Origin of the sequence: Micromonospora sp. NPDC093277 (genome assembly GCF_044765245.1) — a bacterium.
GTDB lineage: Bacteria > Actinomycetota > Actinomycetes > Mycobacteriales > Micromonosporaceae > Micromonospora.
This window is the reverse complement of record NZ_JBIWJO010000020.1, coordinates 16,826-31,297: the sequence shown is the minus strand read 5'-3', so window position 1 is coordinate 31,297 and position 14,472 is coordinate 16,826. Positions and strand designations below refer to the sequence as shown.

At 67.3% G+C, this 14,472-nt stretch carries 15 protein-coding genes and 1 pseudogene; 10 read left to right on the top strand and 6 right to left on the bottom strand.

All coding sequences use genetic code 11. The features are described 5' to 3' along the window. The first annotated feature begins 544 nt into the window (after positions 1–544). The 3 genes from ACIRG9_RS29565 to ACIRG9_RS29555 all read left to right on the top strand — a co-directional run bounded on the left by ACIRG9_RS29565 (position 545) and on the right by ACIRG9_RS29555 (position 3,584). Positions 545–2,698 (top strand): PKD domain-containing protein, encoded by a 2,154-nt coding sequence (locus ACIRG9_RS29565; protein WP_402863089.1) that lies wholly within the window; start codon positions 545–547, stop codon positions 2,696–2,698. A gap of 116 nt (positions 2,699–2,814) precedes the next feature. Continuing rightward, complete coding sequence (locus ACIRG9_RS29560; RefSeq protein ID WP_402863086.1) at positions 2,815–3,255, top strand: hypothetical protein; 441 nt, start codon at positions 2,815–2,817, stop codon at positions 3,253–3,255. A 35-nt stretch (positions 3,256–3,290) separates the two neighbouring features. Beyond that, a complete protein-coding gene (locus ACIRG9_RS29555) occupies positions 3,291–3,584 on the top strand; it encodes an STAS domain-containing protein (protein WP_402863083.1) in 294 nt (97 codons plus the stop codon). Between the two features lie 414 nt (positions 3,585–3,998). On the opposite strand, the gene ACIRG9_RS29550 is transcribed toward ACIRG9_RS29555, so the two are convergent. Continuing rightward, entirely contained in the window at positions 3,999–4,772 is a 774-nt protein-coding gene (locus ACIRG9_RS29550; RefSeq protein WP_402863080.1) for a hypothetical protein, read from the bottom strand. A gap of 416 nt (positions 4,773–5,188) precedes the next feature. Here ACIRG9_RS29550 and ACIRG9_RS29545 point away from each other — a divergent pair, with 416 nt between their 5' ends. The 4 genes from ACIRG9_RS29545 (at position 5,189) to ACIRG9_RS29530 (ending at position 7,998) form a co-directional block, all read left to right on the top strand. After that, positions 5,189–5,602: a hypothetical protein gene (locus tag ACIRG9_RS29545; RefSeq protein WP_402863077.1), complete on the top strand. Its 414-nt coding sequence runs from the start codon at positions 5,189–5,191 to the stop codon at positions 5,600–5,602. Positions 5,603–5,637: 35 nt separating this feature from the next. Next, entirely contained in the window at positions 5,638–6,603 is a 966-nt protein-coding gene (locus ACIRG9_RS29540; protein WP_402863074.1) for an IS3 family transposase, read from the top strand. 82 nt (positions 6,604–6,685) lie between these two features. Continuing rightward, positions 6,686–7,048 carry a CBS domain-containing protein gene (locus tag ACIRG9_RS29535; RefSeq protein WP_402863071.1) on the top strand — a complete coding sequence of 121 codons (363 nt, stop codon included), beginning with the start codon at positions 6,686–6,688 and terminating at the stop codon, positions 7,046–7,048. A gap of 635 nt (positions 7,049–7,683) precedes the next feature. Then, positions 7,684–7,998 (top strand): hypothetical protein, encoded by a 315-nt coding sequence (locus tag ACIRG9_RS29530; RefSeq protein WP_402863068.1) that lies wholly within the window; start codon positions 7,684–7,686, stop codon positions 7,996–7,998. 224 nt (positions 7,999–8,222) lie between these two features. Here the strand turns inward: ACIRG9_RS29530 and ACIRG9_RS29525 are convergent. Beyond that, positions 8,223–8,801 (bottom strand): annotated as a pseudogene (locus ACIRG9_RS29525) (tyrosine-type recombinase/integrase); the annotation flags it as partial. 77 nt (positions 8,802–8,878) lie between these two features. On the opposite strand from ACIRG9_RS29525, the gene ACIRG9_RS29520 reads away from it, so the two are divergent. From ACIRG9_RS29520 to ACIRG9_RS29510, 3 genes are all read left to right on the top strand, one after another. Continuing rightward, complete coding sequence (locus tag ACIRG9_RS29520; protein WP_402863065.1) at positions 8,879–9,403, top strand: hypothetical protein; 525 nt, start codon at positions 8,879–8,881, stop codon at positions 9,401–9,403. 492 nt (positions 9,404–9,895) lie between these two features. After that, the gene (locus tag ACIRG9_RS29515; protein ID WP_402863062.1) at positions 9,896–10,471 is read left to right on the top strand and encodes a YcxB family protein; all 576 of its coding nucleotides are present in this window, start codon (positions 9,896–9,898) and stop codon (positions 10,469–10,471) included. 463 nt (positions 10,472–10,934) lie between these two features. Next, positions 10,935–11,417, top strand: a complete 483-nt coding sequence (locus ACIRG9_RS29510; protein ID WP_402863059.1) for a hypothetical protein — start codon at positions 10,935–10,937, stop codon at positions 11,415–11,417. 33 nt (positions 11,418–11,450) lie between these two features. Here the strand turns inward: ACIRG9_RS29510 and ACIRG9_RS29505 are convergent, their stop codons facing one another. The 4 genes from ACIRG9_RS29505 to ACIRG9_RS29490 form a co-directional block, all read right to left on the bottom strand. Further along, positions 11,451–11,651 carry a hypothetical protein gene (locus tag ACIRG9_RS29505; RefSeq protein WP_402863056.1) on the bottom strand — a complete coding sequence of 67 codons (201 nt, stop codon included), beginning with the start codon at positions 11,649–11,651 and terminating at the stop codon, positions 11,451–11,453. Positions 11,652–12,642: 991 nt separating this feature from the next. Continuing rightward, on the bottom strand, positions 12,643–13,002 hold the full coding sequence (locus tag ACIRG9_RS29500) for a hypothetical protein (RefSeq protein WP_402863053.1): 360 nt from the start codon (positions 13,000–13,002) through the stop codon (positions 12,643–12,645). A 170-nt stretch (positions 13,003–13,172) separates the two neighbouring features. Continuing rightward, positions 13,173–13,910 (bottom strand): hypothetical protein, encoded by a 738-nt coding sequence (locus ACIRG9_RS29495; RefSeq protein ID WP_402863050.1) that lies wholly within the window; start codon positions 13,908–13,910, stop codon positions 13,173–13,175. Positions 13,911–13,984: 74 nt separating this feature from the next. Further along, positions 13,985–14,308 (bottom strand): hypothetical protein, encoded by a 324-nt coding sequence (locus ACIRG9_RS29490; protein ID WP_402863047.1) that lies wholly within the window; start codon positions 14,306–14,308, stop codon positions 13,985–13,987. Positions 14,309–14,472 lie beyond the last annotated feature (164 nt).

Sequence of the window (14,472 nt, the reverse complement as noted above, 5' to 3'; positions counted from 1 at the left end):
CAGGCACAGGGGCAGACAGCGCCGCGGTTCTAGGTTAGCTTGTCCATCCACATAGGACTGCGTGCGCTATGGACAGCTGAAGCGCGGCCGGAATCGGAGGGCTCTACTTGTCGATACATCGAAACCTCAGAAGGCGCTTAACGGCCGCCGCTGTCACGGTAACTCTCTGTGTGACCGGGCTTGTGGCTGCGCCGGCGACCGCGGCCGCTGAGCCGTCTGCGACGGAGCTAACGGTTCCGGACGGGCAGTTCACGATCCGACCGTTCTACGCCCCGATCGAGGCGGACGGCGATGCCGTGCCGCAGGCGGCACCAAAGTCGCTCGCGCCAGCGGAGGAGCGCGAGCCCACTGCGGAGGACGCTCGCGACGTAGCGGAGCGACAGGGCGATCTGTCCTTCTCCGGCGCGGGGGAGGGCACCGCACAAGCGGCCTCGACCGGGCCGCGCCGCCCGCCGGGCACCCCGGACGAGACTAATCTCGCCCCGTGCTGGGATAGCGACAACGGCCGAGGTGAGTACGGCCGCGTCTACAACCGCTTTGCCTGGTGTCAGCGTGGCCGCATCGGCGGCGAGGTGCGCGACGAGGACAACGACGTGGTGGAACGGTTAGCTTCATTTTTCGGGCTGCCGCCTACGGTCGGGACGACGGCAACCGCGACGTCCGCATCTTCCTGCGGTCGGAACCGGGGTCGGCGGACTACGACGCCGAGTTGCCGTGGGATGAGTTGGCGCTGCGCAGCGTCATCATGCACGTATGGGTCGACTGCGACAGCTACATCGACGGTTGCTCCTCCGGGGGCGCGACCGCCGGTATGACAATGGACGACTGGGACAACGACGGGAGTTGGCACTCCTGGACGGTGGGCTCCTCAGAAGCGGGAGACGGCCCCGACAAGGTTAAGCGACACCTCTGGCACTTCAAGTCGAGGGTCTTCTCGCCCGTGCTGCCGGGCACCCCGGCAAAGAAGTTCGCGCAATCGCACACCATACGGTGCGACTCGGCATCGGTCGGTTTCCCTCTCAGCCGGTCCAAGGCGTGCATCTTTGACGACGTCATTCCGCACCTGCAGTACTCGGCGATCAGCGTCAAGCACGGCGAGGTGGCGCGGCACATCCAGTGCGCACTGGACCCTGGCTGCACGTCGTACCCGTTGAAGGAGGACAAGAAGGTCCCTGGCAAGTTCGTCGACAACCGAGACGCGCCGGGCCTGCACCGCATCACCGAGAGCGTCCCGCGTTACCCCGACCCCGACGGCGTTACCTACTACTCGCGGAACAGCTACCAGAAGGACCAGGCCTGCCGGCAGGGGACCCCGTACTTCTCGCTGGGCCTGCCGGCGCACCTCTACAACCCGCCGGACCAGCAGTGCGATGAGTTTCCCTTCGCCTCGACCCGAGAGGGTGCGGGCGTCGGCGACTGGAACTTCTCCGTTCTCGGTGTGACGGCGAAGGTCAATGGTTGCGCCGGGAGGGAGTTGCAGCGGTGCTACAAAAACGACCGGATCCTGGTCTGGCAGCCGGGCTTCCCCAAGGACGCAGAAGACGAGTTCTTCGTGCATATCACCGATGCGCCGGACACCAGCGGCCCGGAAACGTGCGAGGAGGATCCGGACGAGGGCGACGTGACTGACCTGCCCCCGACCGTTGACGCGGGGCAAGACGTCAGCGGCGACGAGGGATCGGTCATCACGCTCAGCGGCAGCGCGTCCGACGCGGAGAGCACGCCGGACACGGGGTGGACGTACGCGCCGGGACCGGACACCGACCCGGGTGCCTCGTGCTCCTTCACGGCTGCCGGCAGCACCACCACCGGTATCACCTGTACCGATGACGGCACCTACACGGTGACCCTGTCGGCGTACGACGGCGTCAACGGCGCGGTCAGCGACAGCGCGACGGTCACCGTGCACAACGTGGCGCCCGCGGTCGCGGAGCAGCCGAGCAGGGCGACCGTGACGGTCACGGCCACGACGCCCGGCATCGCCACGCCTACCCCATGGCAGGTCTTCCGGGTCGGGGAACCGGTCAAGCTGACCGCCAACTTTACGGACCCCGGCCTCAACGACACCCACGTCTGCTCGGCGAACTGGGACGACGGCACCTCTCAAACGTTCACCTCGCGTGGGCGGCAGTGCGTACGCGAGCACACCTACACCCAGCCGGGGATGTTCACGATCAGCACCGGCGTCACCGACGACGACGGGGTCGCCGACGCGGCGAGCGTCATGGTGATCGTCTACGACCCCCAGGGCGGCTTCGCCACGCAGGGCGGCTTCCTCAATTCCCCGGCCGGTGCTCTCATCGACGACCCGGCCGCAACAGGCAAGCTGACTGTCGAGCTCAACCCGAAGTACCTGCCCGGTGAAACAGGTCCGATTCCCGGCGGCGGCAAGGTGGACGCGTCGCTGAAGGGAGCCGCGTTCGACCTCAAGTCAACCGCGCTGGAGTGGCTCGTCGTCACCGTCGACCAGAAGGTCGCGGTAAAGGGCACAGGCACCGTCAACGGCGTCCTCGGCTACGGATTCGTAGCGTATGGGACAGACACCCCAGATGCCCTCCGGCTCGTCGTCTGGCCACTGTCCGCCGGACAGTACCCACAGGAAACGCTGCTGTACGACAACCGCGGCAAGGCGGGCTACGACCTCGACGTGAGCGATCCTCAACCGCTGGACGGAGGATCACTGCAGGTGCACCAGTAAAGTCGGGTGGGTGCCCGGGACCAACCGGTCCCCGGGCACCCACCGATGCCACGATGCGCCGGCATTGTTCCCGCCCGTCGGCGGGCGGACATGGTTAGTGCTGGAGAGGACACCCGATGCCCCGACGCCTGACCCGCCTCGAGACCGAGGTACTTGTCTTCCGCCGCATGATCCTCCTGCTTGACGACGAGGGCGAACTCGACGTCTCCGAAGAGGACTGGCTGTCAATCGCACCGAACTGCATCATGGCGCTCAGCGCCGGCGCCACCGACCATTACGCGAGCGTGACCGCCGAGATTTGGGACGGCCCACCGCCTGTGCTCGACGGGTGGGAGACCGGCAAGGCCGGACGCGTCCGGCTCGACAGCGGCTATCTGCAGATCCAGCCCACCGACACACACGTTCTCCGGATCGGTCCACCCGGCCACTACGAGGTGCGGGCGTACAGCAACGGGCGCGCCCGCATCGCCGCCTTGACACCGCGACCTGGCATTGAAGAACTGCGTGGAGTGGAGTCATTCCTGTTCCAGTTCTGGCCGGTAGGGCTGGCCGGCTGAACGACGCATGGCTTGTGTGGCAGTCGGAGACGACCGTGAGCGACGGTAACGCCGTCGTGGCGCTGTTCGGCGAACTCGACATCGCCGCAGCCAGCCCGCTGGCGGACGTCCTGCAGGCCGCGATCGCCCGCGCGCCCCGCGTCCAGGTCGACCCGGCGCGGGTCAGCTTCATCGACGCCACCGCGCTGAACACGTTCGTCAACGCCCACGGTCGTGCCACCGGCACGGGCGTCAGCCTTGCCCTGGTCAATCCCACCGGCCATGTCCGACGCGTGCTGTCGATAACCGGGATCCTGCCGTTGCTAGCCGAGCCCGACTCCGACAGTTAGATCCGGCGCACCGACTTTTCAGCGCGGATTCTGTGATCACGCGGGGCGCGCCGGAGTTACTCAGACGTGAAGCGGGCGATGACGGGGGCGTGGTCGGCGACGGTGGCGGGGCATCGCCTGCCGGTGGAGGCGCCATACATCTGCTTGGCGGCCGTCAGCATGGGCCACCCTCCGAGGTGCTTGGGGTGCCGGTACCCGCCCAGATCCGCGCTGTCGTTTGTCGCGCCACACACGCGGGCCAAATGGGTAGTCGAGGCCAAGGACCTGGCGGTCCTGTTCTCGGCCCGTCGAATCCCCAGGAAGCTCGACAAGTACCGGCGTGCCGGCGGGCAGGTCGATCTGGACTGGCCGACGACCCAGCTGACGAGTCAAGTCCTGCAAGCTGACAGTTTGGGAGCCACACCGGGAGTGCGGCTAGGGTAAATCCGCGTCGCGGGAAGCGGTCAGGGCGCCGACCGCGAGCAGCGCGGGCCCGGCGAGCGCCACGGCGGTCCGCGCCGCCCCCGACACATCCGCCGAACTGGCCGCCGAGATATTTGCTGAGCTGGCGACCGACGCGGCGACGGCAGCGTCCACCATGGCATGGTCAATGCCGTTCGAGAACTTCCACCAGGTCAACCATGTGCTGCCGAGGTCTTCTAAGGCGACGGCCGCCGACACCGCGACCAGCAGCGCCCCTAGCGGCACGAGCGCAGCGGGGTCAGCGCGGGCACCCGACAGCGCCACCACCCATGCCGCCACCAGGGTGGCGAGCAACGCCGGCCACCCGGCCCCGAGCAGGCCGAGCAGCGGGGCTCCGTCGATCCGGGACCAGAGGTTCGCACCGACCACGGCGAGCGGCAGCACGGCGACGACTCTCGCCAACTCAGCGGCCTTCGGTTGCTGCCGAGCCGGCAGGGCAACTACCGCAACCGCGAGACAGACCACCCCGAGCAACAGCCCGACGGCGGTGAGCCGCTCCTGGTCAATCATCTGCCGCAACTGGTCGAGCATGGCCGGCGGAATCTGAACCGGTCCCACGGAGGGGCCACTGCCGTCCAGCGGCGCGTAGAAGGGCGTGAACCAGCGGAAATGGGCTGGCTGCTCCGGGAGCCACCAGAGCTCCACCGCCATGAGTACCGCGAACAGCCCGATGCCGGCAGCCAGCGCCGGCCGTACGCGCCGCGCTGCCGGGCCGGCGAGCAGCACGTACCCGACCAGTGCGGCTGATGCAGCGAGACCAAATTGAGTAGAGGGTCTTCGGGCGGAGACCAGCGCCGCCAGGACCGACAGCGCACCGGTTGCGGCGGCCACCATCGTCAGAACACGCTTGGGGCGCACGGTCAGCGATCATGCCACGGATGGGACCACAGCGGGTGACGCGCTCCCAAGCTGGGAGTTCCTGGACCCAATCTGAGCCGGACGGGAGGCCGGTGCATGCCTGCGGTGGAACAGATCGCTGCGGCCCTCGCCGACAGAGGGCTCTGGACTCGGCCATCCTTCACCCCCGTGTCGCTCGACACCCACGTCGCGCTTGTGCCGGCGAAAACCCCTGTCTGCCAGGCTGAGATGAGACAGCCTTCCCGGGCGAGTTAGGCTCGACGGGAGACAGGAAGAGGATCATCGTGACACTACCCAACACACCTGGTGAGCAGGGCGGACGGCCGAAGCGTCGGACGTTCACGGCGGAGTACAAGCTGCAGATTGTGGCGGAGTGCGACGCGGCGAAAGCTACGGGTGAGGGGGCGGCGATCCTGCGTCGGGAGGGCCTGTACCACTCCCACATCCTGGAGTGGCGGGCCGCGCGGGACGCGGGGGCGTTGACCGCTCTGGGCACCCGCAAGAGCCCGGTGGGTGAGAACCGGCGCCGTAGCGCGGAGGCGGCCGAGTTGGAGCGGTTGCGGCGGCGTAACGAACGTCTGGAAGCGGACCTGGCGCGGACGAAGGCCGCGTTGGAGATCATGGGAAAAGCGCACGCGCTCTTGGAGACACTGTCCGAGAGCGCGGACGACACGCCGCGGCCGGGCAGGAGGCGCTGAACACGGCGTTCGACAACCTGGCGTCGCTGCTGGGCGTGGCCGGGGCGTGTCGGCTGACCGGCCGGTCCCGCGCCACGCACTACCGGCGTCAGCAGCCGCCCGTGGTGTCCCGACCACTGCGGCCGAAAACACCACCACCGTCCACGCTGATCCCGGCCGAACGCCAGCAGGTCCTCGATCTGCTGCACCGGGATGAGTACGCGGAGATGTCCGTGGCGCAGGTGTGGGCCCGCGAACTCGACGCCGGTGTGTACTGGTGCTCACAGTCCACGATGTACCGGATCCTGCGCGAGGCGGGCGAGAGCCGGGAACGCAGGCGGCAGGCCACCCACCCGCCACGCACGATTCCGCAGTTGGCCGCGACCGGGCCGTCGCAGGTGTGGTCGTGGGACATCACCCGCCTGAAAACCGTACAACGGGGTGTGTTCTACCACCTGTACGTGATCATCGACGTGTACTCCCGGTACGTCGTCGGCTGGCACGTCGCCACCGGTGAGGACTCGATGCTCGCCCGGGAGGTGATCGATGACGCGATCGCCCGCAACCGGGTCCGGCCCGAGGTCCTGCACGCCGACCGGGGCTCGTCGATGACCTCCAAACCCGTCGCCGAACTCCTCGCCGACCTCGACGTCACCCGCTCCTACTCCCGGCCCCGGGTGTCGAACGACAACCCGTACTCCGAGGCGCAGTTCAAGACGTTGAAGTACTGCCCCGCGTTCCCCGACCGGTTCGACTCTCTCGAACACGCCCGCGAGTTCTGCGCCGAGTTCGTCACCTACTACAACCACGAACACCGCCACAGCGGGATCGGTCTGCACACCCCCGCCTCGGTGCACTACGGCACTGTCGACCAGGTACACGACCAGCGGCAACGCACCCTCGACGCCGCCTGGCAAGCCCACCCGGACCGGTTCACCCGCCGCCCCCGACCCCCGGCCCTGCCCGACACCGTGTGGATCAACAAACCAGCAGCTCAACCCGCAGATCTACAGAACACCTGACCACGAAAACGTCTCACTTGACTTGACAGGTTCCGAACCGAGCCAACACGTGACGTCACGTCAGAAGCCGACGAGCCATAGGATGACGCTGGCGAAATCCGGGTGGCCGATGCCTTGCGGGTGGGGCAGCTTGAGGCAGGCAACTCGGGGGGTGTGTGGCGTGCGGGTTGGTGACACCCTGGAACGCGCGACAACGTTGATGCTCAAGCACAACTACTCCCAGCTCGCGGTCTTCGATAAGAGCGGCCATCTGCATGGCGCCGTGAGTTGGGAGTCGATCTGCAAAGCTCAATTGGCCAGGAGCAGGGCCGATCTGGCCGGAGCTGTCCATGCACCCGCTGCAGTTGGCGATCGATGTAGAGGCAGACGTCGAACCGTCGACAGCACGCGTCGCAGAAGGCCTCGCAGTGATCGTCGCACTTGCGATCCCAGCCGCCCCAGTTGACGCGCTCCCAGGTGAGCCCCAATACCTCGCCCTTGCGCAAGCCGAGCACCAGCACCAGGACGTACGCCGGGTACAGAGGGTCGCTCGCTTCCTTCGCCGCCTCAAGGAAAGCCCGAGCCTCGTCGCTGCTCCAGGTAGCGCCGCGGCGGCACCGGATAGGCGGAAGTCGCGTGCGGTCAGCACCTCCGCAAGAGACGCCGCTGCCATGACCGTTCCATCCCCATGCAGCTCGATGTCGCGCACAGGGACCACCGATCGGTGTCGAGTTCGTCGTAGCTCCAACGATCCTCTTCCGGCCAGTACCAGCGGACGTAGCTCAGCACGTCGCCATTGTGGTACCAGCCTGGCACAGCCCGCAGCGTGCCCGATCCGTGCCCGATGCAGCGGTCAACACCGGGCCTACAAGGGCACCTGGGCATCGGCGACCTGAGCGCTCCGTGCTCATCCACCAGTCAACACGCCTACTCACAGTGCAGATGAACCCGATTCCCAAGCTGAGGGTAGGCACCGTCAGCGCCGGCCCGCCCTGCCTGCTGTGGACCTCCGGCCGGCAACCGAAGCGGTCAGCATGACTGTCTCTGCCGACTGCGTATGGTCAGTGGCAGGTCTAATCACGCCAGGGAGGCCACCGCCGCATGGAGCCCGACGATGAAGGGGCGCGTCCGCTTGTTGACTCTGGTTGCCTGGTCATCTGGTTTGAGGTCGTCGATCCCTTGGTAGCGTGCACCCGCGACCTTGGGCCGATTCGCGATGACTACAGCAACCTCTACTTCGAGGGCAGCGGGCGGATGCGTGCCCATGCGGGACGGTTGGCCCGGCGGCCGGGCTGCATCCCGACCGAGAGCCAAGCATTCACAGCACGCGATCCATGGGCCAAACCGCTGCCGCCTGCGATCGGCCGGTGCGAGGTCTGCCTTGCGGCACATCCCATCGCCCAGGTGCCTGAGTGACTAACTGAGTGACGACCGAGACGAACAAGGCCGGACGCCGATGGACGACGGTGGACGAAAGCGTCAGCGTGGCTGTTGGTTATCGCAGGTTGACTTGCTCGGATCGTTGCCTGGGGGTCATCAAGGGGTTGTCGGTTCAAATCCGGCCGTCCTGACGCAGCTCAGAGGGCACATCCAATCGATGGATGTGCCCTCTTGTCGTAGCTGGGTGTCTAACTGAGTGACTATCCCTCAGTGCCGAAGATCCGGTCCATGGCGACCGCGCCGCTGAGGAGCACCGGCCGTAGTTGGTGCCGGTAGGCGCTCTCGGCGACGGTTGTGCCGGAGTGGCCGCAGAGGTCGGCAATATGCTCGATGCTCATGCCGCTGTCGGACAGCAGGGACACGAAGCTGTGCCGCAGCTCGCGTGGGGCCCAGTCGCGCGGGTCAAGGCCCGCTTTGGTTACGACCAGGCGGAAAGCGCGAAGCACGCTGTGCCGGTCGAGTGCAGTACCGGCGGCGGAGGGGAAGACGAGGCGGTCGGCGGCAGGCCGGCCGTGGCGTTCGCGGTGGGTGGTGAGCGCGGTGACGCACCGGGCCGGCAGGGCGAGGGTGCGACGCGACTTCTTGGTTTTGGTGGCCCCGTCGGCGCGGACCGGGCGCCATACCTGGATGGACGGTGGCACGGGCGGGTCGTGGTCCGGCTTGCCGGCGAGGTCGACGTGTGCCCAGATGAGAGCGCGCAGTTCTTCGGTGCGCGCGCCGGTCAGCAGAGAGACCACGATGTAGGCGTGCAGCGGGCTGGCCTCGGCAGCGGCCCTCCCCGGTAGGGCGCTCCACCTTGTCCCCGTCTGGGGAGGCTGGACGGTCTGACGACTGCCCGACGAGGAGATCCGCTGCAATGCACCGTGGTTGGTACTCTCCGTGCCACGACGAGAAGGGACATGCCATCAGCCGCGGCAAACGGGCCTGGATCACCATCGCATGCGTCACGGCCGGCGCGTTGGTGGTGGGGCTGCTCGCGCTATTGCTGCCGGACAACTCAGAGCACGCCCGGGAGTATTTGGCTCAGGTGCAGGTAGACCCTGCTTACCGGCAAGTGGGCTGGGGCGGCGGGGGTAACTGTGAGTGCGACCTTGAGCCCTACTACGTCGGTCCGAGTCATATAGAGCCGGCTCAGGTCTTCTCAGGCCCCGCCCTCACCCTTCGGCCCGACCACGGTTCCGACGGGGTCTGGAATCGGCTTCTGGAGGGCGAGGGATCGAGCCAGGTGAGCGGCCGGTGCTTCGTGACGGTGTCTCGGCGTCAGCATGACCGCGAACCGCGAAACAACTGGAAGCTGTCCACCGACGAGCGCGCTCTCGTAACGTCCGGCCGTTTGGCGATCCTCGCGCTGTGGGTGGGCTGCGAGCGCGACCCCCACTGACAGAGCGATCGCGAGGAACCCTGCCGGGGCCATCCACGGGCCAGTAACCGTTGCGCGAAGCGGTCATAAGCGGACGTGAACGGCATTCGGCTCCGTCGCCGGTCGCAGGCGTTTCGGGCATCACGACCCGTTGAGCGCGCTCTTCCAAACTGGTGCTGGTAGATCAGGGCCGCCCGCATGGTCGCGTGGCCCATACGGTGCATCAGCTCCCGAGTGCTGGCCCCGAAGGCAGCGGCGAGGGGCTACCAGCCTCCCCGTCAAGGTTGTTCGGCTGGCGATGCTCCACCTTGGTCTCCGTCCAAGGAGGCTGGCTGGTCTAGCGACTGCCTGACGAGGAAATCTGCTTCCAAGGCGCCCACTTTCGTGGTGAAGGGCCATAAGCAGGTGCGCGACGTGGCCGTGTCAGTGCGTCATCCCGCCCATAGGATGCGGGACAGTCGGAACGCGCGTGGCGCGGTGTTGAGGTTCGGACGGACAGGCGGGGAGAACGACGTGCGCATCGAGGGCCGTTCGGCGCTGGACTATCCCGCCTACCGGCAGTTGGTGTGGGTGGTCAACAAGAGGCAAGTCCTGAAGGTGTTGGCGTTCGTCCTCCTGATGGCGGTTGGCGGGTTGCTTCTCTCACCGGTGGCGGGCGTGGTGCTGCTCGTCGGGTTCCTGGTCGCCGTCCCGATCTTCTTCGACCTGTTGCTGCGGCGCGCCTGGCGGCGGCTGTCGGTTGATGGGCCGGCTGTGAAGGTCGGGTACGAGCTGACTAGCGAGGGAATGAGGGTGTGCCTCGGCGGCGTCTCGACGCAGCACCGTTGGGATTCTCTGCGGCCCCTGCAACAGACGGCCCGTCACTGGCTGTTCCAGGGCGTCCTGTCTCGACGGACGATCGCTGTACCGAGAGACGCCTTCAGCGCCGAGGCGGGTAGCGAGGTCGATGCCGTGTTCGTCGGGCTACCCGGGCAGAAGGTGCAGGGGGCTCGCTCCAACCCGGCCCCCGGCCCACCCCGCAGTGCAGCCATCCGTCAGCCAAGCCCGCCCGCTGACGCCGATGCTGCCCGACAACGATGGACGGGCTGAACAGGAGCGAGGCCGCCCGATCAGCCATCCGCGATCTTCTTCGAATCCCAAGGCCAGCATGGGCCATCCGTGGGCCAGCAACCGTGGCACGCAGCGGGCACGAGACGCACCCGGGCTGGCCGCCGACCGCAGGCGCTTCGAGCATCACGGGCGGCAGATCACGCTCAGCCAAGCTGGCGCTCACATCCCGGCGGAGTACTCCTCAGCAAGGTCGATGATCGTGCGTCATCCCCACACTCGGTGGACCGCTCCGATGTGCGATGCATCGGGGTCATCAGCGACCAGGCCGTCCAGATCGAGGGGACGCATCCCAGCACCTCGCCGCCCGTGTTGGTGATCGCCTCGAACCGCGACAGGGCTTGCTCAAGAACGGGGACGACCGGCGATCTGCGCCGAGATGGGAGGCACCCTACCCAGCCAATCCATCAGCGGCGCTGACCGGCAGGCTGATAAAACAGGCGGCGTGGGGATCACTCAGTTGCGCCGAGCCCTGGACGACGTCTTCGACCAGGCCGTGTTGTACCACGCGTTCACCAGCTACATGCGTGACTACGAGGTCATCGTTTACGCGACGGCCGCCCCGAGCACCGGTATTCAGCCGATGAATCTCCGGTACCTCTTCAAGTTCTGCGTCGAGGCCGAGACGCGCACCGCCTTGAGCTCAGAGACCTGGCGTGAGTCGTTGGACGAGCGGCTGACGGATCCGGAGATCGGGCCGGATCTCGACGGCTACGTGTGGGCCGTGAGGTGGCAACCGCTCTATCCCGGGGCGGAAGTGATCACCGACTCTCCGCGTGCGCAGAACTGGGCAGAACGAGTCGGGATCGACTTCCACGAGGTTCGCATCGAGATGAACGGCCACAACCTCACCCTGATCTTCAGCGAACTGGAGGTAACGGAGCTTTCCATCGGCTACGCGCCCTACGTGGTTACCGAGGACAACTAGCTAATTAGCCTGGATGGCGTCCCCATGCCGAGATCAGCGGTGCGAGGGTGAGGTCGAGCTCGCCGGCATCGATGGCGCCAGGTGCGCGTCGATCTCGGCGTCGTTGGTCAGCCCTGCGGCGAGCAACTCGGCGCGGACCATGCGCACCGTCGCGGTCTCCAGCCGGTTGTAGGCTACCCCGCCGACCGGGAAGCAGCCGGCCGCCGTGACATCGACCAGGCCTGCCGCACGCAACGCCCGCGGCAGCGTACGGCCGTAGCGCGGTCGGCGCCGCGGCGGGTCATCAACTCCCGGACGGCGCGCCGCAGCCGGTTGGCGCGCCGCTGTGCCGGGCCAGCCTCATCGAGGCAGGCCAGCGGCTGCAGCTCGGTGTCGGCGTCCTCGACCAATGGCCAGCCGCCGGGCCGCAGCGCCGCCACCATCGTCGCCAACGCCCGGGCACGTGGACGAGCACGAGCCGGGCGTGTACCAGGTCGAATGTGCCTGGCTCTGCCACCTGCGCGGCCATCGCTGCCCAGCTGCGGCCACTTGAATAGGAGCGGGGTAACCCCAGCCCGGATCGGCGCGTCTCGGCCGGAGTCCAATCCGCTGCCCCACTTGCCGTCGTCGGGAGGCCAAGCCTGGCGGTCAGCGCCCGGCCCACTGCCTCCTTGCGGACTCAAGATGGGCTCGGGTGATCAGCTTGCAGATCTTCCCCATCTTGTCTGCGGCCAGCAGGGCGTCGACGGGCCGCTCATACTGCCGCCGATCACGGCGACGCTCAAGCAGCGGGTGCCGCATCGCGCCGCGGGCGGTTGGGGTGAGGGGCGGTTGTGAGGTCATGTAAGGCGCTGTGTCGGCCACCCCACAACTTCACCAGCGCGTCTCCCGGCGCCCCGATTCTGCGCCGCACGGGATCGGGGTCAAGACCAAACCGCTGACGCGGTCGACCTCCGGTCGAGTCTTGACCCCGACCCCTTACCAGCGTTTGCCTGCACCGAGCAGGGAATCAGCACAAACCGGTCGCAGCAGCCCGGCCAAAAAGGGTTGACACGGCCCTACCCCTTCAGGAACATCAAACCTCTCCATCAAACCCGGGGCTTGACACCCCGGCCAGAACCCGCTCCCACCCAGCAGGGTTTACGCGTGTGGCACGCGGCCACCGCCAGATCTGAAGTTATGTCCACAACGTACAGACGATCACGCGGTGGCCGCCTTGCGCCCACCCCGCTCCACCAGCGGCATCTCAAACGGCGGCTGCCGTATTAGGTGGGGCGGTGACCCGCCGCAGCGAGACGACCATCGCGGCGATGGCATGGGCTCCGGCGATGAGGTTCAGGCCCGTGATGACGTGATGGCGGGTGTCGGTTGCCAGGTCGGCCGCCCGCTCCAACGACAGTTCCGTGCCAGGCTCGGTCTCGTCGGCCAGCGGTGCGGCCAGGTAGAGGATCTTCGCGGTCAACTCGCTCGTCGCGTCGGCGGTGTCGAGCAGGTCCGCGACCGGGTGACGGCCCGGTTGCGCCGGTACGGCACGGCACCGGTCTACAGCGTCGCGTACGGCCGCTAGGGCGTCGGCTATGGCCGGTGAATCGTGGCGTTCGGTCATGGTCAGGCCCCCCGGGGGTCGGATGGTGCGGTCGGGTAGACGGCCCCGATTCCCGCTCCATCCGCGCCGCCCGTCAAGCCGAGCCCCGCGTTCCACCATAGACACGGGGTTGACCAGGAGAAACAGACCCTACGGGTGTGTGTCGGCCCGATTCGGCATGTGGACCTGTGTCAGAAGCCCTGGTTCCACACACGCGGGGAAGGCTTCAGATCGCCCGAGTCTTTTACGCCGAGCCCAGCCGCGCTGATGCGCCGCAGCATCTCGTCGCTCACCCCGAACCCGGTCACGTCGCTTTCGGTCGTTACCGGGTCTTTGGGGTACCCCGCGAACCGGCCGAGGCCGGTGATGAGCTGCGTGGCGGGCTTCCACTGCTCGACGGGCTGTGGCAGGAGGCCGGGGTTGGCGCGCCGCCGTGCCCACAGCGCGATCAACAGCTCCGACACGCTCTCGATCAGGGTGTGAACAGAGGTGGTGATATCCGCGATCAGCTCGTCAGCCGGCGCGTCGAAGTACGCCGAGACGTACCCTCCGGCGTCCACCCACGCCTCAACCTCGGTCAGCTCGGGTACACGCGGCAGCTTCATCATGAATCCGACCAACTCGCCGCGACCGCCGAAGACCGTGTCGAAGGTGACGACCCGCCGCCCGCGGTGCACGTCGGTGTTGCGCATGGCGAGCAGCCACCCCACCCACCCCCAAGGACCGACGTCGACGATGGCCTTCTCGATGTCGTCCAGGAGCGCCACCTGGACCGGGTCGACGCCGCGTTTGCGCAAAACGTCCAGTGCCTTGTTCCAGTCCGCCTTCACCAGCGGCGTCGGCAGCGCGGCCACCCCAACCAGACACGCGCCGAGACAGTCCAGCGCGGAGCCCAGCGCCCGCAGAATCCCGACGAAATGTCCGGTCATGCGGTAGTAGATGAGGTCTTCGTGCGGGCCTCGCGGCGCCGGCATAGTGACGCTGTTCTTCTTAATGCCGCGGCTTACGTAGGTGCGGAGTCGTCGAGCGCGTGCTGGAACTCCAGCCCTTCCATGTGCGCCTCGGCCAGGTTCGTCGCGACGGTGCGCGCGCAGGCCACCATGTGGTCAGACAGGAGGATTCGGGTCTGGCGGTCGATCCCCGAATACGCGGTCCACCAGCCGAAGCCGTACACGGAGTCGCTGAGGTCGGCGAGCAGCTGGTCGCCCAGCTCGATGCCCCGCCCGATCTCCCACCTGAGCGCGGTCGCAAGCCGCACGTCGTTCGGGCCGGGCGGCATCGTGCTGCCGTAGGGCACTTGGAGCCGTTTGATGTCGGTGCCACGCACAGTAAGAGGTTTGGCGGCAGCCCCCTTCGGTGTCAAACCAGTTCCTCGATGGCCGACTAGATCGAGACGGCCACCCGGGCATCCGGGCGCGCGGAAGGCGGCCGGTACCTAGTGCTGCTCCGCGTTAGTTCGCGGAGGGGGTGATCAGGCTGCTTCCTTCAGTG

Excerpts from the sequence above, each read along its gene's own strand:
- ACIRG9_RS29560 (WP_402863086.1), top strand. The coding sequence starts at position 2,815 with ATGCCCCGACGCCTGACCCGCCTCGAGACCGAGGTACTTGTCTTCCGC.
- ACIRG9_RS29535 (WP_402863071.1), top strand. The coding sequence starts at position 6,686 with ATGACGCTGGCGAAATCCGGGTGGCCGATGCCTTGCGGGTGGGGCAGC.
- ACIRG9_RS29530 (WP_402863068.1), top strand. The coding sequence starts at position 7,684 with ATGGAGCCCGACGATGAAGGGGCGCGTCCGCTTGTTGACTCTGGTTGC.
- ACIRG9_RS29520 (WP_402863065.1), top strand. The coding sequence starts at position 8,879 with ATGCACCGTGGTTGGTACTCTCCGTGCCACGACGAGAAGGGACATGCC.
- ACIRG9_RS29500 (WP_402863053.1), bottom strand. The coding sequence starts at position 13,002 with ATGACCGAACGCCACGATTCACCGGCCATAGCCGACGCCCTAGCGGCC.
- ACIRG9_RS29495 (WP_402863050.1), bottom strand. The coding sequence starts at position 13,910 with ATGACCGGACATTTCGTCGGGATTCTGCGGGCGCTGGGCTCCGCGCTG.